Below are 26173 nucleotides of genomic sequence, written 5' to 3'. Positions count from 1 at the left end.
CTGCGGGTCAGCCCTCGGCACCGCCGGTGCCGCGCACGATGACCAGGAACGTGTCCGTGGCCAGATCCATCACGACCTCGGCGGGCAGCCCTTCCCGCCGCCGGGCCTGCGCGAACTCCTCCGCAGGCCATGATCCTCGCGGTCCGCCTGCGGGAAAGCGTTCGAGCACGGTTCGCCCGTTCACCATCCTGCACCTCCAGAAAAGCGTCCTACCTGTAGGAGTTAACGCTCTGGAGAACGTGAACGGCTCGCCCGGTGACGCTACTGAGACATACCCGACACGCCGTCGGCGCGGACGGTGAGGATCCGTTGACTTTCGGCCACGTTCGTGACCGGATGTGTCAGTCTTCGTACTCGTCGTGACAGCGGACGCGGTCACTGCCCTCCGGTACCCGGCCGAGGGCGGTCAGGTCGAGCAGGGACGTGGCCGGGCCGAGTCCGTCGAGGCCCCGGTCGTACACCGAGTAGGTGTGGAAGACCCGGTCGTGCTCCCGCAGGAAGCAGCTGAGGCCGGGCCGTTCGACCGGTTCGTCGTCCACGACGATGGTCGCCTCGAAGTCACGGTTGAAGTCACGGTTGAAGTCGCGGACGAAGTCGCCGTCGCCGGAGGAGTACCAGGGCAGCGTCCAGCCCATCCGCGCCTTGAACGGCAGGATCCTGGTGAACGGCGCCCGGGAGACCACCGCGAACGAGGTGCCGCGCGCCCGTAGATGGGCGAGGTGGCCGACCTGGTCCAGGAAGGCGGCGCAGCAGGGGCAGCCGGACTGCCACTCCGGGGCGAACATGTAGTGGTGGACGACGAGTTGGGACCGCCCGTCGAAGAGGTCCAGCAGGGTCGCCTTGCCGTCGCCCCCCTCGAAGACGTACTCCGGATCCACCTCGACCATGGGCAGCCGGCGCCGCTCGGCGCTCAGCGCGTCCCGCGCCCGTGCGAGCGCCTCCTCCTTGAGCAGTAACTCCGCACGCGCGGCACGCCACCGCTCACGCGAGACGATCTCCGGAAGCGACATGGGACCTCCTGTACAACGGTCGGTTCCGGGTGGTGACCGCGGCAGGGCGGAGAACTCATCGGTGCGGCCGGAGATTTCTTTCCGGCGAGCCGGGCTCATCGCCCCGACGTACGGCGCGGTCCTCGGCCCGCGTGAGCCGAACCGCGCATCCGGTCCCGGCTCTGTCGCGGCACGGCCGGGGCGAGCACGCTGGCCGCACCACCTCCTGGAAGGAGCCCGGCATGCTTCTGGGCACCTGGAACCTCGAAAACCTCTACCGGCCGGGCAGCCCCTACGGCCCCCGGGACAAGTCCGCCTACGAGGCGAAACTCGCCGCCCTCGCCTCCGTGGTCGACGCGCTCGACCCGGCCCTGCTCGGCGTCCAGGAGGTCGGGGACCCCGACGCTCTGGCAGATCTGGCCGAACTGCTGGGTCCGAGCTGGCGGTTCACCCTCTCCTCGCATCCCGACGGCCGGGGCATCCGGGTCGGCTTCCTGTCCCGTACCGAGCTGACGGTGGCCGCCGACACGGCCGCGTTCCCGGCCGGACTGCGCCCGGTGCAGACGGACGACTCCGGCGGGACCGCCACCGGGGCCGGACGCGGCTTCCTGGCGGTCACGCTCCAGGCCCCGGCCGGACCGCTCACGGTGGCGGTGGCCCACCTCAAGTCCAAGCTGCTGACCTACCCCGGGGACCGTTTCTACCCGCACGACGAGGGCGAACGGGCGCGCTACGGGGCGTACGCCCTCTACCGGCGCGCCGCCGAGGCGACGGCCCTGCGGGCCCTGGCGGACGAACTGCTCGCAGGCCAGGGCAGGTCCCGCGACCTCGCGGTCCTCGGCGACCTCAACGACGAGGTGCAGGCGGCCACCACCCAGCTCCTCCTCGGTCCGCCCGGCTCGGAGCTCGGCACCGCCGGCTACGACCGCGCCGACCAGGGCGACGCCGTACGGCTGTGGGACACCGCCCCGCGCATACCGGCGGAGCAGCGCTACTCCCGTGTCGACTCCGGCCGGCACGAACTGATCGACCACATCCTCCTCAGCCACCGGCTGGTGCACCGGCTGTCGGAAGCGGGCACCGGTCTGCCGGGCACCACGGCGCCGCCGGACCTGCCGTCGGTGGGCCAGGACCCGGCGGACCGGCGCGGGGCCGCGGGGTCGGACCACGCACCGGTCTGGGCCCGGTTCACGGACTGAGTCCGGACACTGCCGACACCACCGGCACACACGCCGACCCCGAACGGCCCGAACACACAACCGTCTCGGACGCCCCGCACGCACGCCGGCTTCACGCGGCGACCGGCATCCGCGGCACCTCGAGTCCGAGCCGCTGCCCGTCCCGCTCCAGTTCGGCGGCCAGGTCCTCGAGTTGCCGGGTGTGCCGGGCGGTGAGCCGTCCGGTCTCGTCGAGGTGCACGGCGCACGCGGTGGTCGTGTCCACGAGCCGTTCGAGTACGGCGGCCACCGCGTCCGTGCCCGCGGTGTGCCGAGCGACTGCGGGCAGTTCGGCGGCGGCGAGGGCGATGGCGGTGCGGGCCTCGGCGAGGGTGCGATAGGCCTCACGGCGCAGCGCCCAGCGCTCGCCGCGGTCGCCGGACTCGCTCAGGACGTGGTCGAGATAGGCGTGCGCGGCGCGCCCGGCCGCCGCGAGCCTGGCCCGTACCCCGCCGCCCCGCCGCCCCGCCAGCGGCAGATGGCCGACGATCAGCACGATCGCGCAGGCCAGCAGCGTCTCGCCGATGCGGCTGACGGAGGCCTGCGGTTCGCCGCCGACCATGACCAGGGCGAGCACGAGGACGGTGACGACGGCGGTCTGGGCGCCGAAGTGCCGGGTGGACACCGGGATGACCGCCCCGCAGACGGCCACCAGCACGACGAGTCCCTCGGGCCGGGGCAGGACGGCGGCGAGGCCCGCGAAGACGAGGGCGCCGAGCACGGTTCCCGCGGCCCGGCACAGCACCCGCGAGGCGAGCGGCCCGAGGTCGGGCTTGACGAGGAAGACGGCGGTCGCAGGCAGCCAGTACCAGTGCTGGTGCGCGCCGTACCAGCGGGCGTGGTGCAGGGCCTGCGCGATGGCGGCGCTGGCCCCGAAGCAGAGGGCGACCCGCAGCCCGTACTCCCGCCCGCCGCTGCCGAGGGCGGCCCGCACGAGGTCGAGGGCGGGGCGGCGGCGGGCCGGAGGCCGCTGCTCGGCGTCCTCGGCCCGGTCGAAGGCCTGCGCGGCGCGCAGCAGGGCGTCGTCGAGGGCACGCAGTGCGGGCGCGGACCGCGAGGGTGCGGGCAGCGGCCCGGTGCCGCCGCCCGCCCGGACGGCCGCGGCGAGCCGTCGGGGCCCTTCGGCCGCCCGCGCGGACACGGGCTCGCCGGCCCAGGCGAGGGCGGTGGCCGCCTCGGCGAGCGGCAGGGCCGCGGCGTACTGCGCGTGCAGCCGGCGTTCGGCGGCCGAACTGGCGTACCGACGCAGCCGGGGCCCGGTGAGCGCGTCCTGGGCGTGGTCGAGCGCGGCGGTCAGGGCGGCACGCCTGTGGCCCGCCGTCTCGCCGCCCACCGCGTCGAGGAGGTCGGCCACGGCGTCGTACACGGCGGCGACGGCGTCCCGCTCGCCGTCGAAGCGGAAGTCGCCGGCGATCGCGCCGGGGGTGGGCAGGGCGAGCCGCAGCACCAGCAGCCACCCGGCCCCGGCGAGAAAGGCGAGGGCCCGCTGCCAGCCTGCCTCGGCGACCGGCATCCCGGCCCCGATGGCGGCGGCGACCAGCAGCTGTGTCCCGGCCCCGGAGGCGACGGGCCCGACGGCACTCGTTCCGCCGGCGACCAGCCCGAGCCCGGTGAGCAGCAGGGTCAGGGGGACGGCGGTGAGGTGCTGGGCGCCGTACGTGCCGACGAGCAGCCCGAGCGCACCGGCGGCCGCGGGCACCCCGAGGCGCCGTACGGCGGACCGCCGGCTGCCCGGCCGGTCGTTGATCCCGGCGAGCATGGCCGCGATGGCGGCGACGACGCCGAGGGAGGTGCGGTGGAGCAGGACGGCGGTGAGCAGCAGCGGGCCGGCGGCCAGCGCCCCTCGTGTCACCGCGCTCCAGGACACGGGCCCGCGCTGGGCGCGCAGGGCGTGGGCGAGCCAGGGCGGCAGGGCGATACGACGGGACACGGGGCTCCTGTCCGGACGAGGGCGGGGTGTGCCTTCGGGCGACGGTGGCCGGGCTGTGGGCTGGTACGTCCCACGGTAGATCGTGTTCCGGTACGGAAAGGCGCGTTTGTATTTCCGAGGCGTGACAAGCTGCCCGGAAGGCCGTGTTCTTTATGAACGCAATTTCACGCGCCCCGGGACGGCGAACCGCCGACCGCGCCTGAGAACCGGAACGGAAACGGGAACGGGCCCGGGGGCGTAGCCTGCCCCCGGGCCCTGGAATGCCGCCCATCTTCACACGCCGGCACACTTGAGAACCCGGGTCAGTCGTAAGGTCGTCGCGTCCTTCCTTTGGACCACCACGCATCGAGCTGCGCGGGCAGGACTTGAACCTGCATTTCGACGTACTGGGGCCCGGGCCCGGTCGATCCGGCGATCGGCGGCGAATGCTGAGTCTGGAGCGAGAGTCTGAGATTCAACGCGGTCCGCCCGGTGTGCACGGTGTTCGTCGTGCGCACCTGTGGGTACGACCGCTCTTCACGACAAGGCTCAGCTTCAGCTTTGCGCTCCTCGCGCACCCCGGCCGCTGAGGCCGGGGAGTCCGGGACGGCTACCCGAAGAGGTAGCCGAAGACGGCGTCCCCGATCCGCTGGTCGGCGACGTCGGCGCCGTTCGCCTCCTCGCGGGCGAACTTGACGGCCTGCTGCAGCTTCTCGACCCGGTCGAGGAGTTCGTTGACGCGCCGCGCGGGCAGGGCGCCCGAGAACTTCACGGTGGTCCAGTACCCCACCGGCACGTCCTCGTAGTACACCTCGACCTGGGCCGGATGCTTCTCGGTGGCCTCGGCCTTCACATGGTTGCGAGGCACCTTCCTGGTCCGCAGAGTCCGCACCGGCTCGGTCTTCCAGGCGTCGGTGGAGGGATCCTGCACCCACGACTCGGAGGCGTCGAGCACCGGCAGCTTCCGCACAAAGGTGTTGAGATCGACGAGCTGCTTCTCCAGGAACAGCAGATGGGCGACGGGCACATCGGCGACCAGCACCCGCCCGTCCACCTTCACATCGGCCCTGGCCTCGCAGTTCGCCCAGTCCTTGGTGGCGGTCACGTCGAAGAGCCGCGTCAGCGTGGCCGAGGTATCCCGCAGCACGTCCTCGGCCTTGACCTGAACCCGCGTGGACTCGGGCGGCAGTTGCTCACCCTCCTCGTCCTTCGGCTGATACGTCCGCGAGATTCCGGCCAGCAACGCGGGCTTCTGCAGCCCGTGATGAGCCGCTGTCAGGTCCTGATGAGCCTTGGACTTGATGCCCTTCTCGACCGCGATGATCTGATTGAGTTTCGCCACGCGAAGGACCGTAGCAGCGACAACTGGCGTATTCCCAAGCGTTTTTCCGAGCAGCGCACATACGCGTCGTCGAAGGCAGGGGAAATTCAGGTGCGGGCGCCCCGCGCGGGCGCGGATGATCGGCAGGTTGCCCGTCGTCCACTCCAGGAGCCCCCGTGATCCAGCGCGTCACCACCCCGGCTCTCTTTCCGCCGCCCGGGTACTCGCACGTGTCCGTCGTCGAGGCGGGCGCGAAGCTCGCGTTCCTCGCCGGTGCCGTTCCGCTGGACGACGAGGGGAGGCTCGTCGGGGAGGGGGATCCGCCGCGCCAGGCCGAGCGGGTGATCGCCAATCTGCGGGAGCAGCTCCGCTCGGTCGGCAGTGACTTGGAGCATGTGCTGGCGACCGACGTGTACGTGGTGAGCAGTGAGCCCGCGGTGCTGTCCAGCGTCTGGGAAGTCGTCGAGGCCTCCGGGCTCGGCGCCGGGCCGCACTCGTCGACGCTGGTGGGGGTCGCCTGCCTGGGCTACACCGGGCAGTTGGTGGAGATCACGGCCACGGCCGTCGTACCGGAGGAGGCACGGGGATGAGCGCCGAGGTCGTACTGCGCCGCGCCACCGGGCCGGACGCCGCCGGGGTCGCCGACGTCTGGCTGCGCTCGTACGCCGCCGCCCTGCCCACCGTCGTCCGGGCGCGTCCGGACGACGAGGTGCGCGCGTACATCCGGGACGTCGTGGTGCCGGCGCGGGAGACATGGGTCGCGGAGGCCGGCGGTCGGGTCGTCGGCATGATGGTGTTGGCGCAGGACCTGCTGTCGCAGCTGTATCTGGCTCCCGAGTGGCGTGGCCGCGGCATCGGCGACCGGTTCGTCGCGCTGGCCAAGGAGCGCTCCCCGCGGGGGCTCACGCTCTGGACCTTCCAGGTCAACAAGCCCGCCCACCGTTTCTACGAACGGCACGGCTTCGTCGCCGTCGAGCACACGGACGGGAGCGGGAACGAGGAGCGGGAACCGGATGTGCGGTACGTGTGGCGGCCCTGACCCTGGCCCTTCCGCTACGGCCGCCCCGGTGCCGGTCCCCACGCCCGGCGCTTCGCCAGCGGCTTGCGGTAGCTCCCCGCCCGGCTGGTCGTGAGGCCCAGCGCCACCAGCGACTCGGCCAGTTTCACCGCCGCGCCGACCCCGTCGACCACCGGAACGCCGAGCTTCTCCCCCACCACCCGTTGCAGCCCCGTCATCCCGGCGCAGCCGAGGACCAGGACCTCGGCGCCGGCGTCCCGGACCCGCTCGGCCGCCGCCAGGAACGCGGCCTCCGTGCGCCCGGGATCGGCGGCGAGGTCGAGAACGCCGAGTCCGGTTCCGGCGACGGCGACGCAGTTGCGGGCCACCCCGGCGGTCTCCAGGCTGTCCTCGATCTGCCCGCGCGACCGGTCCAGGGTGGTGACGACGCCGTAGCGGCGGCCCAGCAGACAGGCCAGGTGGGCCGCGGCCTCGGTGATGTCGACGACGGGTACGTCCACCAGCTCCCGTACGCCCTCGCGCCCGTGCTCGCCGAAACCGGCCATGACCACCGCGTCGTACGGCGGACCGTGGTACGTCCGCAGCGCGTCCAGGACCGCCGCCGCCGACAGGTAGCTGTCGAGCCAGCCCTCCGCCGACTCGGGCCCCCAGCTCGGGGTCAGTCCGGTCACGGCGGTGCCCGGGCCTGCGGCGGCCCGGGCACCTCGTACGATCTCCTCGGTCATCTCCTGCGTGGTGTTGCAGTTGGTGACGACGATCCGCACGTCCTTCAGACCTCCTCGGCCGCGGGGACAGGGGCAGGGGCGAGGACGGGGGCGCGGTCGCGCCGGCACAGCGTCAGGTAGAGACCCGCGGCCAGCGCCGTCCCGATGAACCAGGAGTACGGCGCCACGTCGCTGAACGTCTTCACCAGCGCGAGCACGGCCGCGACCGCCGCCGAGGGCAGGAACGCCCACAGCGCCTTGGGGTTGACGCCCTTGCGGTAGTGGTACGGGGAGCCGGGGGCCGCGTCGAAGAGCTGCTGGACGTCCACCCGGCCGCGCTTGATCACGTAGTAGTCGACCATGATCACGCCGAACAGCGGGCCCAGGAAGGCGCCGAGGCCGCCGAGGAAGTAGTTGACGACGGTGGGGTTGGAGAAGAGGTTCCAGGGGGTGACGACCAGCGCGGCCACGGTGCTGATCATGCCGCCGACCCTGAAGCTGATCTTCTGCGGCCAGACGTTGGCCAGGTCGTACGCCGGTGAGACGAAGTTGGCGACGATGTTGACGCCCATGGTGGCGACCGCGAAGGTCAGCGCCGCCACGACCAGGACCCAGGTGTTGCCGACCTTGGCGACCAGTTCGGCCGGGTCGGTGATGGCCTCGCCGAAGACCTCCAGGGAGCCGGCCGTGACGATCACGGAGACGACCACGAAGGCCGTGGAGTTGATCGGCAGGCCCCAGAAGTTGCCGCGGCGGACCGTGCGGTAGTCGGGTGCGAAGCGGGAGAAGTCGCAGAAGTTGAGCATCAGGGTGCCGTAGGTGGCGAGGATCAGGCCGATCGCGCCGAACCACTGCCGCCACTGCTCGCCGGTGGAGACCGGGTGCGGGGTGGAGGTGAGCGAGATGGTCCAGTGCGCCTTGGCCAGGATCCAGACCGCCAGAGCGATCATGACCAGCCAGATCGCCGGTCCGCAGAAGTCCTGGAACCTGCGGATCGTCTCCATGCCCCGGCTGATGATCGCCGCCTGGATCAGCCAGAGCGAGACGAAGGAGATCCAGCCGAGCGTGTCCAGGCCCAGGAAGGAGCTCTCCGTCAGGGACTTCAGACCCGGCCAGGCCGCCAGCAGCATCACGTTGACGGCGACGGACGCCAGATAGGTCTGGATGCCGTACCACATGATGGCGATCACGGCCCGGATGAGTGCCGGGATGTTGGCGCCCCAGACGCCGAAGCTGATCCGGCTGACCACCGGGAACGGCACGCCGTGGCGCTGGCCGATCTTCCCCATCCAGTTCATGCCGACGTAGATGAGCACGAAGCCGACGAGGAGGGAGGTGAAGACCTGCCAGACGTTCATGCCGAGGACCAGCAGGCCGGCGGCGAAGGTGTAGTTGCCGAGGTTGTGGACGTCGGACATCCACATGGCGAAGAGGTCGAAGACCTTCCAGTTCCGCTTCTCGGCGGGGGCGAGGTCTTCGTTGGTGAGCCGGGGGTCGGGGACGAACGCGGGTGCGCCGGTGGCTTCGGCGCGGTCGGCGAGGGACACGGGGCCTCCAGGGACTACGGGGCTGGAAGGGAGGAGGAGGACGGCTGCCGGGTGCTGCGAGCGTCAGGTACGCCAACTTTTGGTATACCAAACTGCGGTCATGGTGCTCCCGTCAAGCGTTCCGACCGATGTCCGTCCCGTTACGGCTCCGTAAAAGCCCCCCGGGTCGGCGAAAATGGCCTCATGGGCTCCCCCACCACGAAGATCGAACCCCTGGGCGCGGTGCGCGAACGCGTCCTGGCCACCCTGCGGCAGGACATCATCGCCGGGCGGCTCGGCCCGGGCGACCGGCTGGTGGAACGGGAGCTCGCCGAGCGGTTCGGGGTGTCCCGGGTGCCGGTCCGGGAGGCGATCCGGGCGCTGGTCGCCGAGGGCTTCGTCCTCTTCGAGTCGGCCCGCCGTACGGTCGTCCGCCGGCTCACCCCGACCGACGTCAAGGAACTCTTCGAGCTGCGCGAGGCGTTGGAGGTGTACGCGGCCGGACTGGCGGCGGCGCGGGCGACCCCGGAGGCGCTGACCGAGCTGCGGGAGCTGCTCGACGGGGCGGCCACGGCCACCGAGGCGGACGACGCCGAGACCATCACCGACATCAACACCCGTTTCCACGACCGGATCCTGGCCCTGGCCGGCAACAGCCTGCTCATCTCGGTCATGGAACCGGTCGACGGCCGGCTGCGCTGGCTCACCCGGCGGAACGAGGAGTGGCCCCAGCTCCTCACCGAGCACCGCGAGCTGTACGACGCGATCGCCTCCGGCGACCCGGACCGCGCCCGCGCCCGCGCACTCGGCCACGTCCAGGCCAACTACCGGTCGACGGTGCGACACCTCTTCGGCGAGGACAACGGCGCCGCTGCGGAGGAGGCGGGGGCGGAGAGGGACGAGGCGGGGGCGGAGGAGGCGGGGGCGGGGGCGGAAGAGGCGGCCCGGATCGTCTGAGCGCCGCTGCTCACCGCAGTCCGGCCGCCTCCGCCGCCGTCCGCAGCACCTCGCGGAGCATCTCGGGGGTGAGGCGGCCGGTGAAGGTGTTGCGCTGGCTGACATGGAAGCAGCCGAAGAGCTCCAGGCCGCCGAGGCCGACCCGGGTGCCGTGGGCGAACGCCGGGCGAGGCCGGGGCACGGACCAGCCCGCCTCCGCGAACGCGGGCAGCGCGGCCTGCCAGCCGAAGGCGCCGAGTACCACGGCGGCGCGCAGCGTCGGCCGCAGCAGCGTCAGCTCCTCGACCAGCCAGGGACGGCAGGTGTCGCGCTCCTCGGGGGTCGGCTTGTTGGCGGGCGGGGCGCAGTGGACGGGCGCGGTGATGCGTACGCCGTACAGCTCCAGACCGTCGTCGGCGCTCACCGACGTCGGCTGCGAGGCCAGCCCGACGTCGTACAGCGCCTGGTACAGCACGTCACCGGAGCGGTCGCCGGTGAACATCCGGCCGGTGCGGTTGCCGCCGTGCGCGGCCGGGGCGAGGCCGACGATCAACAGCGGGGCGTCGGCAGGCCCGAAGCCGGGGACGGGCCGGCCCCAGTACGTCCAGTCGGCGAACGCGGCACGCTTGGCACGCGCCACGTCCTCCCGCCAGGCGACCAGGCGGGGACACGCACGGCAGGCACTGACGCGCTGGTCGAGGTGGTCGAGATGGTCGAGCCGGGTGTGGGGGGTGCGGGTCACCTTTCAACGGTAGGGGCGATCCATCGGGTGGAGGCGGTGAGGGGGCCAAGGAGACGAGGGCGTGGTCGGCCGGGGCGGCTCGGTCCGGCGGTGCGGGTCTGACGGGAGCGCCCTTCACGGAAGCGCTGTGTGGGCCTGTGTGGGCCTGTGTGGGCCTGTGTGGGCCTGTGCGCGGGGGCGACCGCGGGTGGTCGGTGGCTGATCGCGCAGTTCCCCGCGCCCCTCGGGGCGCGGCGCGGGTGTGGGCGTGGGCAAAAGGGTTCCGTCGGTGTCGGCTCGGGGGGCTAGGGTCTGGTCATGGCTTCTGAGGATGCGGACGACGGCAGGGAGCTCGCGGCCGGAGGGACCGGGGCACCCGCCCTGGCCGGGCCCGGCCAGGAAACCGAGGCACCCGCCAGCCCGGCTGCCGCCGCACAGGCTGCCGACCCCGCCGCGATCGCCGCGGCCGTCGCCGCCGCCGAGGCCGCGCGGCCGGCTCCCGGGGAGAACGTGCGGATCGACAGCTGGATCTGGGCCGTCCGCCTGATCAAGACCCGCTCCATGGGGGCCACCGCCTGCCGGGGCGGGCATGTCCAGGTGAACGGTGAGCGGGTCAAGCCCGCCCACTCCGTGCGCGTCGGCGACGAGGTGCGGCTGCGCCACGAGGGCCGGGAGCGGGTCGTCATCGTGAAGCGGCTGATCCGCAAGCGGGTCGGTGCCCCGGTGGCCGCCGTGTGCTACATCGACAACTCCCCGCCGCCACCGCCCCGCGAGGCGACCGCCCCCATCGGGATCCGCGACCGCGGCACCGGCCGCCCCACCAAGCGCGACCGCCGCGAGCTGGAACGGCTGCGCGGCCCCGGCGGCACGGGCGGGACGGGCGGCATGGCCGGAGGCGGGACGAGCGGCGGGACGGGCTCGACAGGCCGGCGCAGCGGCGGGCGTCCCGGCGGTCGGTGACCCACCGGGCGGGTCCCTGCGGGACGAGTCCCTGCCGGACGAGTCCCTGCCGGACGAGTCCCTGCCGGACGAGTCCCTGCCGGGCCGGCCCGGGCGGGCGGCCCGGGCGCCCGCCGCTCAACCGGTCCACCCGCCGTGCGCACCCTTCGTCCGCCGTCCGGGTTCTCCCGGGTGGCCGGCCCTCGCTAAGCCGTGGGCACCGCTCTCGCCCAGGTGCCGTCCTCGGTCAGATACTCGGCGACCTCCAGTCCGGCTTCCGCGAGCGCCTCCTCGAACTGTTCCTCGGTGAGCGGACGGGCCAGGAAGGTCTGGGTCCAGGTCGCGTCCGGGAACTCGTACTCCGCTCGCACCGAGTTCACCCCGTCCCCGACCGGCTCGGCCGACACGATCCGCACCGTGTAGCCACCGGGGTCGGCCCTCTCCCTGGGCACCTTCGCGTGGTAGTCCGCGCCCTCCCGCTGGATGAGCACGCAGCCGCCCTCCGCCACGTGCGTCACGCAGGTGCGCAGCATGCCCCGGCGTACCTCCGCGTCCCCGGTGTGCACCAGGAACGACGCGAGCAGCACCACGTCGAACTTCTCGCCCAGGTCGAGCCCCTCGATGGCGCCGCGTAGCGTGCGCGCCCCGCGCACGCGCTCCAGCATCTCCGCCGACTCGTCCACCGCCGTGACCGTGAACCCCCGCTCCAGGAGGGGGTGCGTCATACGCCCCACACCGCAGCCCAGCTCCAGGATGCGGGCGCCGGCCGGGACCGCCGCCTCGATGATGTCCGGCTCGTCCCCTGCGGTCAGACGCGCGTAGAGCTCGACCGCGCAGCCGTCCGGGGTGATCGCACCAGGACCCGTTCCCTCGTACCCCTCACGCATTTCAACCGTCATGCCCGAACAACGGCCCGTCGCCGCACCGCCGTTCCCGCACCTCGATGGTTCACTCGTTCGAGCAGTTCGAAGGCCCGACGGGAACTTTCCCGCGGCAGGGCGCGGTTGACGCCCGTCACTGGTCCCACGGGATCCATCCGTGCCCGATGTACCAGTGGCCGCCCGCTCGCAGATGATCGCCGACCACCCGCTCCAGCGACGTCCGCCGGGGCAGGTCCGCCACCGGCAGGTCCGGGTCGCCGAAGACGAAGCCGACCGGTGTGGTGTCGGCCGGCTCCGGATCTTCCCGGCCGGGCCTGAACCGCTCCTGGAAGCGGACGATGTTGGAGCCTGCCGGGAGGTGTCGGCGCAGCTGCGGATCGAGCAGCCAGGAGTGGCAGGTGGCGACGGCGTGGGGCTCCTCGGGGAAGTGCCGGGCGAAGAACTCCCGGGCGCGGTCCAGGGAGCGGTCGAAGGCGACCGGGGTGAGCGGCCCGAGGAAGTCCGGGATGTGCAGGTCCAGGGAGGGTTCGCCGTCGGTCACGTCGACTCCGGCCGCCCGGATCGCCTCCGCCGTGCGCTCACCGAGCGACGTCCGCTCGTACTGCAGGCGTCCCAGTTGGTAGAGGCGGCCGCCGAAGTGGCGGGTGAGCCAGTGGCCCTGGCGCGCTCCCAGCCCTCCGCCGCCGAACCGTCTGCGGTGCAGTGCCATGCCACGGCCGAGGTCGGCGAGGGTGTGGCGGGAGACGTCGTCGGGAATGCCGCGCGCCCGGTGCACCGCGCGGGCGTGCGGCACCGCCGTGAGGAAGACGTACACCAGGAAGTACTCGCCCAGCGCGGCCGGAGCCTGGGCGGCCCGTTCCGCGAGCCCGGCCGGGTCGTCCACCTCCCGCACCCCGCCGGTCACGTCCTCGGCGCCCTCTTCGAGCAGCCGCCGGAGCCCGGGGTCTGCGGTCACGGCCCGCCGCAGTGCCACCACCTCGTTGATGTCCTCGTGCGGCACGGCGAGGTCGAGGAGCAGGTCGGGAAGGTCGTCGGCGTCCGGCAGCACGGCAGGGTCCCCCTTGGTGAAACGTCCGGTCGAAGAGTACGTTGCAGACAGGAGCGGTGATCCGGGATGCGTACAGGCAGTGAACCGGCGACCGCCCGCAGTGCGCTGCGGGCGCGGTTGTGGCTGAGCGTGTGGGGAGTGTCCTGGGCGATCTTCGGCACGGCCGTTTTCGCCCTGGTCGGACGCCCCGGCTGGGCGGCCGCCTGCGGAGTCCTGTGGCTGGTGGCCACGGTCGACCTGGTCATGATCCTCAGGCACATCCGGCAGGGTCCGCACTACCAGCCGGGCCGGGACGTGCCGCCGTACCGGCCCGCGGACACCGGCCCGCCGCGGTCCCGGCGCCCGCCGCAGCACGGTCACCCGTGAGGCCGCGTCGGCTCACACACGGTCCACGTCGGCACAGCCGGCCCACGCACGTCCGACTCACGCGCCGTCGGCCCACACACGGCCAGCTCACGCACCGCCGGCCCGCACAAGTCCGGCTCACGCGCCGCCGGCCCAAGCACCCTCGGCTCACGCGCCGCTGTCGAAGCGGGCCGCCTTCAGATACTCCGGGTTCGGGTCCAGGGCGGCCGCCAGCCGGAAGTGGCGTATCGCGAGGTCGGCGCGGCCCTGGCGCTCATAGGTGCGGGCGAGCGCGAAGTGGGCGAACGCGTTGTCCGGTTCGCGCTCCAGGACGATGGTGAACTCCAGCTCCGCGGGGCGCAGTTGCGCGGTGGCGAAGAAGGCACGCGCACGCAGCAGCCGGGCGGCGGTGTTCTCGGGGTGGGCGGCGATCACTCCGTCGAGCAGCTTCACCGCGCCCCGCGGGTCCCGCGCGTTGAGCAGCTGCTCCGCGGCGCGGAAGTCGATGACATGCGTCTCCGGAGTACGTCCGGTCGAACCGCTGGTCTCGGGCACGGCAAAGTCCTTCCCTCGCTGAAGCGGTTCAACGCCCGGACGGGTGCCCGCTATTTCGAAGACGCGTTCCGCTCGTTCGAACCGGACGCCTGCGCACGGCGCACTAGGTCGGCCCACACCTCCCCGACGCGCCGCTGGAGCGCTTCCAGGGGGACGTCGTTGTCGATCACGATGTCCGCGATCCCCAGGCGCTTCTCGCGCGTCGCCTGCGCGGCCATGCGCGCGCGGGCGTCCTGCTCCGTCATCCCCCGCAGCCGGGTCAGCCGGTCCAGCTGGGTCTCGGGGGCCACGTCCACGACCACCACGAGGTCGTAGAGCCGCGCGAGGCCGTTCTCGGCGAGGAGCGGGACGTCGTGGACCACCACGGCGTCGGCGGCGGCCGCGCCCTCCAACTCACGGGAGCGGGCCCCGACGAGGGGGTGCACGATCGAGTTCAGTACGGCGAGTCTCTCGGGGTCGGCGAAGACGATCGAGCCGAGCTTCGGCCGGTCCAGGCTGCCGTCGGCGGCCAGCACCTGCGGGCCGAAGGCCTCGGCCACGGCCGTCAGACCGGGGGTCCCGGGCGCGACGACCTCACGCGCGATGCGGTCCGCGTCGATCAGCACCGCGCCGTGCCCGACGAGCAGCCGGGACACCTCGCTCTTGCCGGCGCCGATCCCGCCGGTGAGGCCAACTTTCAACATGCTCCGAAGCCTAGGCCCTGCCACCGACAGCGGCCGTGACGGGGCCCGGCCGCCACCTCCGCCGAGGCCCCCCGCCCGGCCGATGCCGGGCACCTGCCCGCGTACGTGCGGCGGGGCTCAGCCCTCGCCCTCCCGCTCGGCGAGGAAGCGCTCGAACTCGAGGCCGATCTCGTCCGCCGAGGGGATCTCCACTGGCTCGGCGAGCATGTTGCCCCGGGTCTCGGCGCCCGCGGCGGCGTCGTACTGGTGCTCAAGGCCCTGCACCAGGGCGGTGAGCTCCTCGTCGCCCTCCTGGATCTGCTGGTCGATCTCGGTCTGCGTGCGGTGCGCGTCCGTGCGCAGGGCGTGCGCGATGCCCGGGAGGACCAGGCCGGTGGCGGCCGTGACGGCCTCCAGGACGGTCAGCGCGGCGTCCGGGTAGGGCGAGCGGGCGATGTAGTGCGGCACGTGCGCGGCGACCCCCAGGACGTCGTGCCCGGCCTCCATGAGGCGGAACTCGAGCAGGGACTCGGCGCTGCCGGGCACCTGGGCCTCGTCGAAGGGGCTGCGGTGTCCGGGGACCAGGTCGATGCGGTTGCCGTGCGGGGTGAGGCCGACGGGACGGGTGTGCGGGACGCCCATGGGGATGCCGTGGAAGTTCACGGACAGGCGGACGCCGAGCCGCTCCACGACCTGCTGCACGGCCGCGGCGAAGCGCTCCCACTCCACGTCGGGCTCGGGGCCGGACAGCAGCAGGAACGGCGCGCCGGTGGCGTCCTGGACGAGCAGCACCTCGATGCTGGGCTCCTCGTACTCGGTCCAGCGGTCCCGCTTGAAGGTCAGCAGCGGGCGGCGCGCCCGGTAGTCCACGAGCCGGTCGTGGTCGAAGCGGGCCACGACCTGGTGGGGCAGCGAGTCCAGGAGCCGGTCGACGATCTGGTCGCCGGTCTCACCCGCGTCGATGTATCCGTCGAAGTGGTAGAGCATGACAAGACCGGCCGACTCCTGGGCCAGCGCCATGTCGACGACTGCCAGCCCCTTCGGCTCCCATGCGTACAAACCCTGCGGATCAAGCACTGTGACCGCTCCTCCTCGTGTTCGTACGGCTCAACGCGACACTGACCACAGGCATTCCCACCGAGACCCCGAACAGGCGCCTCTCACCGCCTTCTCATACCGGGAGCGGGCGCACGCCGCCCTGGTACGTCGCTTCGGCCGGCAGCTCCGGGACATGGCCGTACACGTCGGCGTCGACGTTGGTGAACACCTGGCTGGGGACGCCGGGTTCACGGCAGTGGCCGAGGGCGTTACGGCCCCACGCCGACTCCCTTGGCCCTTGGGGACGCGGGGAACGCGGGGAACGCCAAGGGGCCGTACCTCGAAAGGTACGGCCCCTCAGTCATCGGCTAAGCCCAGTGGCAGGCGTTCAGCTCTGGCCGCCCGCGAGCTTCTCGCGAAGCGCGGCCAGCGCCTCGTCCGAGGCCAGCGCACCGGAGGTGTCGGCACCCTCGGAGGAGTACGAACCGCCACCGGCGGCCGGAGCGGCACCCGCGGCGTCGCCACCCTCCTCGGCAGCGGCAGCGTCGGCCTCGCGGCTCTTGATGACCTGCTGCTGGTGCTGCTCGAAGCGGGTCTGCGCCTCGGCGTACTGGTGCTCCCACGCCTCGCGCTGGGTCTCGTAGCCCTCGAGCCAGTCGTTGGTCTCGGGGTCGAAGCCCTCGGGGTAGATGTAGTTGCCCTGGTCGTCGTAGGACGCGGCCATGCCGTACAGGGTCGGGTCGAACTCGACCGTGGCCGGGTCGGCACCGAAGGCCTCGTTGGCCTGCTTCAGCGAGAGGCTGATGCGGCGGCGCTCGAGGTCGATGTCGATGACCTTGACGAAGATCTCGTCGTTGACCTGGACGACCTGCTCCGGGATCTCCACGTGGCGCTCGGCCAGCTCGGAGATGTGGACCAGACCCTCGATGCCCTCGTCCACGCGGACGAACGCACCGAACGGAACCAGCTTGGTGACCTTACCCGGGACGACCTGACCGATCTGGTGGGTCCGGGCGAACTGCTGCCACGGGTCTTCCTGGGTCGCCTTCAGCGACAGGGAGACACGCTCGCGGTCCATGTCGACGTCGAGGACCTCGACGGTGACCTCCTGGCCGACCTCGACAACCTCGGACGGGTGGTCGATGTGCTTCCAGGACAGCTCGGAGACGTGGACCAGACCGTCGACGCCACCCAGGTCCACGAAGGCACCGAAGTTGACGATCGAGGAGACCACGCCGGAGCGGACCTGACCCTTCTGGAGGGTCGTGAGGAACGTCTGGCGGACCTCGGACTGGGTCTGCTCCAGCCAGGCACGGCGGGACAGGACCACGTTGTTGCGGTTCTTGTCCAGCTCGATGATCTTCGCCTCGAGCTCCTTGCCCACGTAGGGCTGGAGGTCGCGGACGCGGCGCATCTCGACCAGGGAGGCCGGGAGGAAGCCGCGGAGGCCGATGTCGAGGATGAGACCACCCTTGACGACCTCGATGACGGTACCGGTGACGATGCCGTCCTCTTCCTTGATCTTCTCGATGGTGCCCCAGGCACGCTCGTACTGCGCGCGCTTCTTCGAGAGGATCAGGCGGCCTTCCTTGTCCTCCTTCTGGAGAACAAGGGCTTCGATCTCGTCACCGACGGCGACGACCTCGTTGGGGTCGACGTCGTGCTTGATCGAGAGCTCGCGGCTCGGGATGACACCTTCGGTCTTGTAACCGATGTCGAGCAGGACCTCGTCCCGGTCGACCTTCACGATGACGCCGTCGACGATGTCGCCGTCGTTGAAGTACTTGATCGTCTCGTCGATCGCGGCGAGGAAGGCTTCCTCGTTACCGATGTCGTTGACCGCAACCTGCGGGGTGGTGGCGGTGGTCTCGGTGCTGCTCGTCATGTGAGAAAGGGCTCCGGTACGGACATTGAAGTCGTAGGTACTGCTTACGCCGGGAGCCTGTTTCGCTCTGCAGAAGCCGGACAGCCTAGGAAGCGCCACCCGAAACACTGGTGACGCCTCGACAACCGAGGGGACATACAACAGATGCGAGCGCAGCCTGCTACGTCTGAGGTGCGCAGGCCCGCAGCGCAACTTGTAGCATACGGGGGCAGCCGGGCAGGGTCAATGCGCGAAGGCGCACACCCGGGGCGGATCGCCGCATACCCGGCACAAGAAACGTCCCACCAGGCCACGCACGCCTGAGGGACCCCCTCCGTGACACACCCCATGACGGGTTGCACGGAAGAGTACGACGAGGGAGCCGATCATCCAAGAGCCCGAATCGTTCGCCCCCGGAGCGGCCGGTGCCACGGCCGGCGACGAGGCCGGACCGGAAGCCACCCGGCGTGCCGCCGGGGTCGCGGAGAGCAGCCGGGCCAACCGGGGCTGGTGGGACCGCAACGCCGACGAGTACCAGGTCGAGCACGGCACGTTCCTCGGCGACGACCGTTTCGTATGGGGTCCCGAGGGCCTCGACGAGGTGGAGGCGGAGCTGCTCGGCCCGCCGGAGGAGCTGAAGGGCAAGGACGTCCTGGAGATCGGCGCCGGCGCGGCGCAGTGCTCGCGGTGGCTGGCCGCCCAGGGCGCCCGTCCGGTCGCCCTGGACCTCTCGCACCGCCAGCTCCAGCACGCGCTGCGCATCGGCGGATCGTTTCCCCTTGTCTGTGCGGACGCCGGCGCGCTGCCCTTCGCGGACGCCTCCTTCGACCTGGCGTGCTCGGCGTACGGGGCGCTGCCCTTCGTCGCCGATCCGCGCCTGGTGCTGCGCGAGGTGCGCCGGGTGCTGCGGCCGGGCGGGCGATTCGTCTTCTCGGTGACGCATCCGATCCGCTGGGCGTTCCCCGACGAGCCGGGCCCCGAGGGGCTCTCGGTCTCCGCCTCCTACTTCGACCGGACGCCCTACGTCGAGCAGGGCGAGGACGGCCGTGCGGTGTACGTCGAGCACCACCGGACGCTCGGCGACCGGGTCCGGGACATCGCCTCCGCGGGCTTCCGGCTCGTCGACCTGGTGGAGCCCGAGTGGCCTGCCTGGAACACGGCCGAATGGGGCGGCTGGTCCCCGCTGCGGGGCGGTCTCATCCCCGGGACGGCGATCTTCGTCTGCGAGCGCAGCGAGATGGGGGTCCCCCCGGCCGAAGGCTGAGGGAGGGGCTGACCGCTCCGGAACACCCACGCGCGTACGCCCGAATGCGGAACACCCACGCGCGCGTACGCCCGAATGAGGCGTACGCGCGCGTGACGGGCGTTTCCGGGTCCGTACGACACTAGGGGCGTGATCCGTTACGACGCCCTGGACGCGCTGCCCGTACGGCAGGCCCTGCCCGGTCTGCGAGACGCCCTGGCGGGGCACGGCACCGCCGTCCTGGTGGCACCGCCCGGCACCGGCAAGACGACGCTGGTGCCGCTGGCTCTGGCCGGGCTGCTGGGCGAGGGGCCCGCGCGGCGGGTGCTGGTCGCCGAGCCGCGCCGGATCGCCGCCCGGGCGGCGGCCCGCCGGATGGCCTGGCTGCTCGGCGAGCAGGTCGGGCGGAGCGTCGGCTACACCGTGCGCGGCGAGCGGGTCGTGGGACGGCACGCGCGCGTGGAAGTGGTCACGACCGGTGTGCTGTTGCAGCGCCTGCAACGCGACCAGGAGCTGTCCGGCGTGGACGTGGTGGTCCTCGACGAGTGCCACGAGCGCCACCTGGACGCCGACACGGTGGCGGCCTTCCTCTGGGACGTCCGGGAGACCCTGCGGCCGGAGCTGCGGCTGGTGGCCGCGTCGGCGACGACGGACGCGCAGGGGTGGGCGCGGCTGCTGGGCGGGGCGCCGGTGGTCGAGGCGGCCGGGGTGGCGTACCCGGTGGAGGTGGTGTGGGCGCCGCCGCCACGGCCGGTACGGCCGCCGCACGGGATGCGCGTGGACCCGGCGCTGCTGGCGCATGTGGTGTCGGTGGTGCGGCGGGCCCTGGCCGAGCGGGACGGGGACGTGCTGTGTTTCCTGCCGGGCGTGGGCGAGATCGCGCGCGTGGCGGGCCGGCTGGGAGACCTCGGGGACGGCCACGGGGGCGTCGACGTGCTCCAGGTGCACGGCAGGGCACCGGCCGCCGTCCAGGACGCGGTGCTGGCGCCCGGGACCCGGCGCCGGGTGGTGCTGGCCACGGCGGTCGCGGAGTCCTCGCTCACCGTCCCCGGGGTGCGGGTGGTCGTCGACGCGGGGCTCGCTCGGGAGCCGCGGGTGGACCACGCGCGCGGGCTGAGCGCGCTGGCGACGGTACGGGCGTCCCGCGCGGCCGGGCGGCAGCGGGCGGGGCGGGCCGGGCGGGAGGCGCCGGGGGCCGTGTACCGCTGCTGGTCCGAGGCCGAGGACGTCCGCCTGACGGCCTTTCCGGCCCCGGAGATCAGGGTGGCCGACCTGACCGCGTTCGCCCTTCAGGTGGCCTGCTGGGGCGATCCGGGGGCCGCGGGACTGGCGCTGCTGGACCCGCCGCCGGCCGGGGCGATGGCGGCGGCGCGGGAGGTGCTGACGGCGATCGGTGCGGTCGACTCCGCCGGCCGGGCGACGGAGCGGGGGGCGCGGCTGGCCGGGCTGGGGGTGCATCCGCGGCTGGGACGGGCGCTGCTGGACACCCCGGGCGGGGGTGCCGAGGTGGTCGCGCTGCTGAGCGAGGAGGCGCCGCGGGAGTACGGGGACGACCTGGCGGCCGCGCTGCGCGCCGCCCGGCGGGGCGGTGACGCCTATGCCGGGCGCTGGCTCGCGGAGGTACGGCGGCTGAAGGCGGACGGCACCGGCGCGTCGGCGTCCGGTGTGGACGACCGCACGGTGGGACGCGTCGCCGCGCTCGCCTTCCCCGAGCGGGTCGCCCGGGCAGACGGAGGGTCGTACCTGATGGCCTCCGGCACCCGGGCCGAGCTCGGTGACGGCAGTCCGCTGCGCGGTGCGCCGTGGATCGCCGTGGCCATGGCGGACCGTCCGGTGGGCAGCGGGCACGCGCGCGTGCGGCTCGCCGCGGTGGTGGACGAGGACACGGCCAGGTCGGCGGCCGCGTCACTGTACGCGGAGGACGAGGAGGTCCGCTGGGCCGGCGGGGACGTGGTCGCGCGGCGGGTCGAGCGGCTCGGGGCGATCGAGCTCGCGGTGCGGCCGCTGCGGGACGCGGACCCGGCCGCGGTGCGCGCCGCGCTGCTCGACGGGCTGCGGCGCGAGGGCCTCGGTCTGCTGCGGTGGACGCCGGACGCCGCCGTGCTGCGGCAGCGGCTCGCGTTTCTCCGGTCGCACCTGGGTGGGCCCTGGCCGGACGTGTCCGGCGACGCGCTGCACGCGCGCGTGGACGAGTGGCTGGAGCCGGAGCTCGGCCGGGCCCGGCGGCGGGCCGATCTCGGGCGGATCGACGCCGGGGAGGCGTTGCGGCGGCTGCTGCCGTGGGCGGGCGGGGAGGCGGGGCGGCTGGACGAGCTGGCGCCGGAGCGGATCGCCGTACCGAGCGGGTCGCGGATCCGGGTCGACTACGGGAATCCCGAGCAGCCGGTGCTCGCCGTGAAGGTGCAGGAGATGTTCGGGGCGCAGGAGTCGCCCACGGTGGCCGGGGTGCCGGTGCTGCTGCATCTGCTGTCGCCGGCCGGGCGGCCCGCGGCCGTCACCGCCGACCTCGCCTCGTTCTGGAGGGACGGCTACAAGGGCGTCCGGGCCGAGCTGCGCGGGCGGTATCCGAAGCATCCCTGGCCCGAGGACCCCGTCGGCGCCGAGCCCACCCGGCACACCAACGCGCGGCTCAGGCGCTGACCGGTTCCAGGACGGCGGTGTCGGCCGGTTCCGGGTCGGCGGGACGGCGGCTGCGGGCCTCCAGGTAGAGGGAGAGGGCGAGCAGCGCGATGCCGAGGGAGAGGAAACCCCAGGGGAGGTAGGAGGTCAGCATCAGGACGAGGGTGCGGTTGTGCTTGACCAGGGCGACCGTGTGCTCGGTGAAGTCCTCGCGCATCTTCACGTCGCCGGCGAAGGCGGTCACCTTGGCGCGGCCGCCCAGCAGGGTGCCGCCGCGCAGTTCCTCCTTGTGGATCTCCTCGCCGTAGACGGGTGCCCCGGTGGCCGGCTCGACCCAGAACCTGCGGACGGTGGTGTACCAGCGGGTGGTGCCGGTCTTGGCGATGCTCTCCGGGGTGATGCCCTGCACCGGCATCTTCTTGGGCATGGGGACCTTGGTCCAGGGGATGGTCTGCTCGAAGTAGTAGACCTTGACGCCCCGGAAGGTCTGCGTCCCCTTGTAGTGGATGGGGTTGGTGGTGCGGGTCTGCGCGTCGAAGTACTCGTAGTCCCGCTTCTCGGTCAGGAACGGGAACTTGAACTCGATGCCGTCCCGGGTCACCGGGTCGCCGTCGACCATCTCGCCGGTGGCGTGCACGGGCTCCTGGCTGTGGGCGTCGAAGATGTAGCGCTCGGGGATCTCGGAGACCATCTTGCCGTCGGGTCCCTGGACGTAGGACAGGCCGTCCCAGACGACGACGTCCCGGCCCGCCGTCTTCTCGATCTTCTTCGCGGCCGCCACGTCGCCCTTGAGGGTCTGCACGATGGTGACCTGGGGGACCTTCTTCGCCTTCATCGTGCCGTAGTCGAGGAGCGTGGCGTTCTTCGCCACCAGGACCATGTCCTGGTACTGGTTCGCCGGGATCTTGGCGAGCCTCGGGAAGGCGTACCAGCGCAGCATCGGGGACAGCGTCGCGAAGAACACGGCGAAGGCGAGCAGGACCAGACTGGCCTTGCGGCGCATCTCGGCCTCCCGGGGCGGCGGTTACGGGTGGGACGGCACCGTGGTGAGCAGCGGCTCGGGGGACGTCTTTCCGTCCGGCGACCCCAGGGCGCTGACCGTCACGACCAGGACGACCGCGAGGACGAGACCGGTCGCGGCGGCGATCAGGGCACGCATGCGGGGCCTCCCTACGGCCGACGACTTCCTGATGGATCGTCAGGTCCGGGCACCGTAGCAACGGGAGGGTGAGATGAGAACAGGTCGTACGACGACGAGGGCGCCGTCCCGCGTCGGCGGGAGGGCGCCCTGGTCGTCGTACGGCGGTGGATCAGGAGGTGGCGGAAGCGCTCGGGGAGGCGGAGGCGGAGGCCGACGCGGATGCCGACGCGCTCGGCGAGGCGCTGGGCGACGGGCTCGACGAGGGGTCGGCCGCGGCGACGGTCAGCTCGACGGTGAGCGTGGCGCCGCCGGTGGTGGTGATGCGGAGCAGGAACGTGCCGGTGGTGTCGTCCGCGTACAGCTTGGGCAGCGTGAGCAGGCCGTCGGCGTCCGTCGTGAGGTCCGTGAGGGTGCGGACGGGGTCGCCGTTGGCGTCCTTGAAGTACGGGCCCTTGTCGTTCGTGCTCGGGTCGTCCGCCGACTTGACGAGGGTGGCGGTGGCCGCGACCTTGTCGGCGACGGCGCCCTGGTAGGTGGCCTTCGCCTGCACCTGGTCGGTGAACTCGCCGCCCGGGGTGCAGGTCGGCGCGGTGGTGTTGACGAGGGCGAGGGTGTCGGCGGCGCGCGCGGTGACGGTCGCGTCGTAGTCGACGCCCTTGGCGGTGCGGCCGACCACACCGGCGTGCACCGTGAAGTCGCCGGTCTTCTCGCCGGCCTGGAGCGCCGGGGCGACGGCGACGCCCTTGCTGTCGGTGACGACCGTGGCGGTGCTCTCGCCGCCGGCGAAGGTCGCGTCCGTGTCGCCGACGATGGTGAAGCGGACCCGGACCTTGGCGACGATCCGGCCGGCCTTGGTCTCCGCGCGGGTGCTGATCTGCTTGCCGAAGGCCTCGCCGGCCATCGCGGTGAGCGTGGCGGTGCCCGCGTCCTCCAGGTGGTCCACGGTGTCGGTGGCCGTGGGCGGCAGGCTCGGTGTGCCCGGGACGCTCGGCGAGGGCTCGCCGGGCTTCGGCGTGGTCTTGGCGGGCTTCGTCGTGGAGCCGCCGGAACCGGAGCCGGAGCCGGTCGAGTTGTCGCTGCGGTGCCGGGGCAGCGTGCCGGTGCCGTCCGGGACCGAGTGGGTGCCCTTGCGGTAGTACTCGTACCAGGACATCACCAGGTTGAGGTAGTCCTGCGAGTTGTTGTAGCTGAGGATCGCGCTGTTCATGTCGGCCTGGACGGAGAGGTCCCAGCCGTTGCGGCACAGGTAGTGGCCGGCGGCGAGCGCGGCGTCGTAGACGTTGTTGGGGTCCTTGACGCCGTCGCCGTTGCCGTCGCGGCCCGCCCACGCCCAGGTCGACGGGATGAACTGCATGGGGCCGACGGCCTGGTCGTACTGGCTGTTGCCGTCGTACTTGCCGCCGTCGGTGTCCTTGATGAGCGCGAAACCGTTGCCGTCGAGCTCGGGGCCGAGGATGCGGTGCAGGGTGTTGCCCTCGGCGTCGACGTCACCGCCGCGGGCCTGGCCGGACTCGACCTTGCCGATGGCGGCGAGCAGTTGCCAGGGCAGGTTGCAGCCGGGCTTGGAGCTGCGCAGTTCCGCCTCGGCCTTCTGGTAGGCGTCGAGGACGGTGGCGGGTATGCCGGCCTCGGCCGCCCCCCGGGAGACGGCGGTGCCGACGCTCGGCGAGGAGGAGGGGCTGGGACCGGTGTCGGGGTTCGGGCTGTCGAGCGGCGGCAGGTCCGTGTAGTACGGCGAGTCTCCGGTGGCGCCGGCCTCGTCGGGAAGGGCGGTGCTGGCGCCCGCGTTGGCCTGTCTGCCCGTGTCCCCGGTCGTGACGCCCGGTGCCTGGGAAGCGGACAGAGCCGCCACCGCCACCGCGGCCACGGCGGTCGTCGCCGCCCCCTTGCGCAGCCGCCTGCCGAATTGCGCCGCCATAAGGTGAACCCCTCCCGTGGGCGCCTTCCGAGCGCCCGTCTCCGTCTGTCTGCTCGCCTCTGGTGTGACGGTCGACCTGGTGCTGTGGTTGCCCCCCGTTACCCCGTTCGGCTTGTTTCACGTTCTGAGGTGGTGCATCCGGCCGTGCACACCGGGGCGGCGACCCAGGCGACCCTACGACAACTTCCTTTCCACGGACACCCGGTGGTGCCCGGTTTTCACCAGTTGGCCATTCCCCGTTGGGTGATGGTGGTGTCCCCGATACTTGGCGTACGCGATCACTTGTCCGGCGCCCCGGCCGCCGGCTGTTCCAGGGGGGTCAGAGTGCCGTTCACTCTCAGCCACGCCGCCGCCGTGCTGCCCGCCGTGCGCGGTGACGGGACCGGGCGGGGGCGGCTGGTCCCGGCGGTGCTCGTCGCGGGGTCCTTCTCCCCCGACCTCACCTACTACGCGGCCGGCGCGGTGCCGGGCGCGATGGAGTTCGGCGGGTTCACGCACTCCTTCGCCGGTGTGTTCACGGTCGACGTGCTCTTCTCCTGGGCGCTGGTGGCGCTGTGGGTGCTGGTACGTGAACCGCTCGTGGCCCTCGTGCCACGGGCCCGGCAGGGACGGCTGTCCGCGCTGCTGCGCTGTGGGGCGCCACGCGCGCGTGGCGGGCTCCCCGTGGCCGGGTGGTGGTACGTCTCCGCCGTGCTCGGCGCGCTCACGCACGTCGTCTGGGACGCGTTCACCCACCACGACCGCTGGGGGACACGGCTGATCCCGGCGATCGGCCGGGACATCGCGGGCATGCCGCTCTACACCCTGCTCCAGTACGGCAGTTCGGTGGTGGGCGCGACGGTGCTCGCCGTGTTCGCGGCCCGCGCGGTACGGCGGGCGCCGGCCGGGGAGCCGGTGGGGGTGCCGCGGCTCTCGGTACGGGATCGGTGGCGGGCCGGCGCCGGCATCACCGGCTGCGCCCTGCTCGCGGCGGTGCAGCGGGCGGTGCGGTGGTGGGAGTACTGGGGCGCTGCGGCGAAGCCCTGGCAACTACTGCCCACGGTGCTCTTCGGAGCGGGCGCGGGGCTGCTGCTCGGGGTGGTGGGGTACGCCGTGGCGGTCAGGGTGTGGCGTCCGGCTCCGGTGACCGACGGCGTGCGGCGGAGTCCGTCCGCCGTTCGGTGAGGCTCGCCACGAACACGGTCATGGTCCGGGGGCGGCGGGGGCCGGGAAGCGCGGTGAGGAGCAGGGCGAGGTAGCCGCGGGCGAGGTCGAACCACTGGCGCGGGTCGGGGCGGGCGCGGAGCCTGCGCCGGAGCCGGGCGGCGGCCCGGCGCACGGTGACGGCGAGGTCGGCGGGGATGCGGGCGGAGCTGGCGCCGGCCGCCAGGGCCGGGGCCGACGGGGACGCCGTGACCTGAGCGGAGGCGGAGGCGGAACGGGCCTTGGCCGGAGGCCTGCTCTGGGGCGTCCGGCGGTGAACCATACGTATACCCATGGCCGCATCCTTGCCGGTGGCGGAGGCCGCGGCGTTCTGGCGGGGTCCACGCGAGTGACGGACCAGCCCCCCTGCTTGCACCGCCGCACCCCCTGCGCTCCG

Annotated in this window: 26 protein-coding genes; 9 read left to right on the top strand and 17 right to left on the bottom strand. The window is 72.7% G+C overall.

Annotated features, from left to right (window positions below; genetic code table 11):
• Positions 1–7: 7 nt before the first annotated feature.
• Together IEZ11_RS02450 and IEZ11_RS02445 are read right to left on the bottom strand one after the other, a co-directional pair.
• Positions 8–187 (bottom strand): DUF8839 family protein, encoded by a 180-nt coding sequence (locus IEZ11_RS02450; protein WP_189260838.1) that lies wholly within the window; start codon positions 185–187, stop codon positions 8–10.
• Positions 188–341: 154 nt separating this feature from the next.
• On the bottom strand, positions 342–1010 hold the full coding sequence (locus tag IEZ11_RS02445; RefSeq protein WP_189260837.1) for a DUF899 domain-containing protein: 669 nt from the start codon (positions 1008–1010) through the stop codon (positions 342–344).
• Positions 1011–1231: 221 nt separating this feature from the next.
• Between IEZ11_RS02445 and IEZ11_RS02440 the strand changes: the two genes are divergently transcribed.
• Positions 1232–2188, top strand: coding sequence for an endonuclease/exonuclease/phosphatase family protein (locus IEZ11_RS02440; RefSeq protein WP_189260836.1), 957 nt, complete (start codon positions 1232–1234; stop codon positions 2186–2188).
• 91 nt (positions 2189–2279) lie between these two features.
• Here the strand turns inward: IEZ11_RS02440 and IEZ11_RS02435 are convergent, their stop codons facing one another.
• Positions 2280–4136, bottom strand: a complete 1857-nt coding sequence (locus tag IEZ11_RS02435) for an FUSC family protein (RefSeq protein ID WP_189260835.1) — start codon at positions 4134–4136, stop codon at positions 2280–2282.
• Between the two features lie 589 nt (positions 4137–4725).
• Positions 4726–5457: a DUF7873 family protein gene (locus IEZ11_RS02430; RefSeq protein WP_189260834.1), complete on the bottom strand. Its 732-nt coding sequence runs from the start codon at positions 5455–5457 to the stop codon at positions 4726–4728.
• A 155-nt stretch (positions 5458–5612) separates the two neighbouring features.
• Between IEZ11_RS02430 and IEZ11_RS02425 the strand changes: the two genes are divergently transcribed.
• Together IEZ11_RS02425 and IEZ11_RS02420 are read left to right on the top strand one after the other, a co-directional pair.
• Positions 5613–6026 carry a RidA family protein gene (locus tag IEZ11_RS02425; RefSeq protein ID WP_189260833.1) on the top strand — a complete coding sequence of 138 codons (414 nt, stop codon included), beginning with the start codon at positions 5613–5615 and terminating at the stop codon, positions 6024–6026.
• Entirely contained in the window at positions 6023–6475 is a 453-nt protein-coding gene (locus tag IEZ11_RS02420; protein WP_189260832.1) for a GNAT family N-acetyltransferase, read from the top strand. Before IEZ11_RS02425 ends, IEZ11_RS02420 begins: the two co-directional genes overlap by 4 nt.
• Positions 6476–6489: 14 nt before the next feature.
• Here IEZ11_RS02420 and IEZ11_RS02415 read toward each other — a convergent pair whose 3' ends face one another.
• Together IEZ11_RS02415 and IEZ11_RS02410 are read right to left on the bottom strand one after the other, a co-directional pair.
• On the bottom strand, positions 6490–7218 hold the full coding sequence (locus tag IEZ11_RS02415; protein ID WP_189260831.1) for an aspartate/glutamate racemase family protein: 729 nt from the start codon (positions 7216–7218) through the stop codon (positions 6490–6492).
• A 5-nt stretch (positions 7219–7223) separates the two neighbouring features.
• Positions 7224–8705, bottom strand: coding sequence for an NCS1 family nucleobase:cation symporter-1 (locus IEZ11_RS02410; RefSeq protein WP_189260830.1), 1482 nt, complete (start codon positions 8703–8705; stop codon positions 7224–7226).
• 183 nt (positions 8706–8888) lie between these two features.
• On the opposite strand from IEZ11_RS02410, the gene IEZ11_RS02405 reads away from it, so the two are divergent.
• Positions 8889–9641 (top strand): GntR family transcriptional regulator, encoded by a 753-nt coding sequence (locus IEZ11_RS02405; RefSeq protein ID WP_229712776.1) that lies wholly within the window; start codon positions 8889–8891, stop codon positions 9639–9641.
• Between the two features lie 10 nt (positions 9642–9651).
• Here the strand turns inward: IEZ11_RS02405 and IEZ11_RS02400 are convergent, their stop codons facing one another.
• Positions 9652–10362: a uracil-DNA glycosylase gene (locus IEZ11_RS02400; protein ID WP_189260829.1), complete on the bottom strand. Its 711-nt coding sequence runs from the start codon at positions 10360–10362 to the stop codon at positions 9652–9654.
• Between the two features lie 297 nt (positions 10363–10659).
• Between IEZ11_RS02400 and IEZ11_RS02395 the strand changes: the two genes are divergently transcribed.
• Positions 10660–11301, top strand: a complete 642-nt coding sequence (locus IEZ11_RS02395; protein ID WP_189260828.1) for an RNA-binding S4 domain-containing protein — start codon at positions 10660–10662, stop codon at positions 11299–11301.
• Positions 11302–11486: 185 nt separating this feature from the next.
• Here the strand turns inward: IEZ11_RS02395 and IEZ11_RS02390 are convergent, their stop codons facing one another.
• Complete coding sequence (locus tag IEZ11_RS02390) at positions 11487–12179, bottom strand: class I SAM-dependent methyltransferase (RefSeq protein ID WP_229712775.1); 693 nt, start codon at positions 12177–12179, stop codon at positions 11487–11489.
• 115 nt (positions 12180–12294) lie between these two features.
• On the bottom strand, positions 12295–13209 hold the full coding sequence (locus tag IEZ11_RS02385; RefSeq protein ID WP_189260827.1) for an acyltransferase domain-containing protein: 915 nt from the start codon (positions 13207–13209) through the stop codon (positions 12295–12297).
• Between the two features lie 66 nt (positions 13210–13275).
• On the opposite strand from IEZ11_RS02385, the gene IEZ11_RS02380 reads away from it, so the two are divergent.
• Complete coding sequence (locus tag IEZ11_RS02380; RefSeq protein ID WP_189260826.1) at positions 13276–13575, top strand: DUF6343 family protein; 300 nt, start codon at positions 13276–13278, stop codon at positions 13573–13575.
• A 147-nt stretch (positions 13576–13722) separates the two neighbouring features.
• Here IEZ11_RS02380 and IEZ11_RS02375 read toward each other — a convergent pair whose 3' ends face one another.
• From IEZ11_RS02375 to rpsA, 4 genes are all read right to left on the bottom strand, one after another.
• Positions 13723–14109 carry a tetratricopeptide repeat protein gene (locus tag IEZ11_RS02375; RefSeq protein WP_189260825.1) on the bottom strand — a complete coding sequence of 129 codons (387 nt, stop codon included), beginning with the start codon at positions 14107–14109 and terminating at the stop codon, positions 13723–13725.
• A gap of 50 nt (positions 14110–14159) precedes the next feature.
• A complete protein-coding gene (gene coaE, locus IEZ11_RS02370; RefSeq protein WP_189260824.1) occupies positions 14160–14792 on the bottom strand; it encodes a dephospho-CoA kinase in 633 nt (210 codons plus the stop codon).
• Between the two features lie 117 nt (positions 14793–14909).
• Entirely contained in the window at positions 14910–15848 is a 939-nt protein-coding gene (locus IEZ11_RS02365) for a PAC2 family protein (RefSeq protein WP_189260823.1), read from the bottom strand.
• A 349-nt stretch (positions 15849–16197) separates the two neighbouring features.
• Entirely contained in the window at positions 16198–17694 is a 1497-nt protein-coding gene (gene rpsA / locus IEZ11_RS02360) for a 30S ribosomal protein S1 (protein ID WP_189260822.1), read from the bottom strand.
• Positions 17695–18058: 364 nt separating this feature from the next.
• Between rpsA and IEZ11_RS02355 the strand changes: the two genes are divergently transcribed.
• Both IEZ11_RS02355 and hrpB read left to right on the top strand, forming a co-directional pair.
• A complete protein-coding gene (locus IEZ11_RS02355; protein WP_189261106.1) occupies positions 18059–18937 on the top strand; it encodes a class I SAM-dependent methyltransferase in 879 nt (292 codons plus the stop codon).
• Between the two features lie 129 nt (positions 18938–19066).
• Complete coding sequence (hrpB, locus tag IEZ11_RS02350) at positions 19067–21556, top strand: ATP-dependent helicase HrpB (protein WP_189260821.1); 2490 nt, start codon at positions 19067–19069, stop codon at positions 21554–21556.
• Here the strand turns inward: hrpB and pgfA are convergent.
• From pgfA to IEZ11_RS02335, 3 genes are all read right to left on the bottom strand, one after another.
• Positions 21546–22538, bottom strand: coding sequence for a cell envelope lipid trafficking protein PgfA (pgfA, locus tag IEZ11_RS02345; protein WP_189260820.1), 993 nt, complete (start codon positions 22536–22538; stop codon positions 21546–21548). The genes hrpB and pgfA overlap by 11 nt on opposite strands.
• A gap of 21 nt (positions 22539–22559) precedes the next feature.
• Complete coding sequence (locus tag IEZ11_RS02340; RefSeq protein WP_189260819.1) at positions 22560–22694, bottom strand: SPW_0924 family protein; 135 nt, start codon at positions 22692–22694, stop codon at positions 22560–22562.
• A 151-nt stretch (positions 22695–22845) separates the two neighbouring features.
• Positions 22846–24594 (bottom strand): lytic transglycosylase domain-containing protein, encoded by a 1749-nt coding sequence (locus IEZ11_RS02335; RefSeq protein ID WP_189260818.1) that lies wholly within the window; start codon positions 24592–24594, stop codon positions 22846–22848.
• Positions 24595–24918: 324 nt separating this feature from the next.
• On the opposite strand from IEZ11_RS02335, the gene IEZ11_RS02330 reads away from it, so the two are divergent.
• Positions 24919–25758, top strand: coding sequence for a DUF4184 family protein (locus IEZ11_RS02330; protein ID WP_189260817.1), 840 nt, complete (start codon positions 24919–24921; stop codon positions 25756–25758).
• Here the strand turns inward: IEZ11_RS02330 and IEZ11_RS02325 are convergent.
• Positions 25694–26071, bottom strand: coding sequence for a hypothetical protein (locus IEZ11_RS02325; RefSeq protein ID WP_189260816.1), 378 nt, complete (start codon positions 26069–26071; stop codon positions 25694–25696). The two genes, IEZ11_RS02330 and IEZ11_RS02325, sit on opposite strands and share 65 nt — an antisense overlap.
• Between the last annotated feature and the right edge of the window lie 102 nt (positions 26072–26173).

Origin of the sequence: Streptomyces fuscichromogenes (assembly GCF_014645815.1) — a bacterium.
Lineage (GTDB): Bacteria > Actinomycetota > Actinomycetes > Streptomycetales > Streptomycetaceae > Streptomyces > Streptomyces fuscichromogenes.
Note: the sequence above shows the minus strand (reverse complement) of the source record. Positions and strands in the feature narration are given on the sequence as shown.

Coding starts and splice junctions, on each gene's coding strand:
- IEZ11_RS02450 (WP_189260838.1), bottom strand. CDS start 187: ATGGTGAACGGGCGAACCGTGCTCGAACGCTTTCCCGCAGGCGGACCG.
- IEZ11_RS02445 (WP_189260837.1), bottom strand. CDS start 1,010: ATGTCGCTTCCGGAGATCGTCTCGCGTGAGCGGTGGCGTGCCGCGCGT.
- IEZ11_RS02440 (WP_189260836.1), top strand. CDS start 1,232: ATGCTTCTGGGCACCTGGAACCTCGAAAACCTCTACCGGCCGGGCAGC.
- IEZ11_RS02420 (WP_189260832.1), top strand. CDS start 6,023: ATGAGCGCCGAGGTCGTACTGCGCCGCGCCACCGGGCCGGACGCCGCC.
- IEZ11_RS02405 (WP_229712776.1), top strand. CDS start 8,889: ATGGGCTCCCCCACCACGAAGATCGAACCCCTGGGCGCGGTGCGCGAA.
- IEZ11_RS02395 (WP_189260828.1), top strand. CDS start 10,660: ATGGCTTCTGAGGATGCGGACGACGGCAGGGAGCTCGCGGCCGGAGGG.
- IEZ11_RS02390 (WP_229712775.1), bottom strand. CDS start 12,179: ATGACGGTTGAAATGCGTGAGGGGTACGAGGGAACGGGTCCTGGTGCG.
- IEZ11_RS02380 (WP_189260826.1), top strand. CDS start 13,276: ATGCGTACAGGCAGTGAACCGGCGACCGCCCGCAGTGCGCTGCGGGCG.
- coaE (WP_189260824.1), bottom strand. CDS start 14,792: ATGTTGAAAGTTGGCCTCACCGGCGGGATCGGCGCCGGCAAGAGCGAG.
- rpsA (WP_189260822.1), bottom strand. CDS start 17,694: ATGACGAGCAGCACCGAGACCACCGCCACCACCCCGCAGGTTGCGGTC.
- pgfA (WP_189260820.1), bottom strand. CDS start 22,538: ATGCGCCGCAAGGCCAGTCTGGTCCTGCTCGCCTTCGCCGTGTTCTTC.
- IEZ11_RS02340 (WP_189260819.1), bottom strand. CDS start 22,694: ATGCGTGCCCTGATCGCCGCCGCGACCGGTCTCGTCCTCGCGGTCGTC.
- IEZ11_RS02335 (WP_189260818.1), bottom strand. CDS start 24,594: ATGGCGGCGCAATTCGGCAGGCGGCTGCGCAAGGGGGCGGCGACGACC.
- IEZ11_RS02325 (WP_189260816.1), bottom strand. CDS start 26,071: ATGGGTATACGTATGGTTCACCGCCGGACGCCCCAGAGCAGGCCTCCG.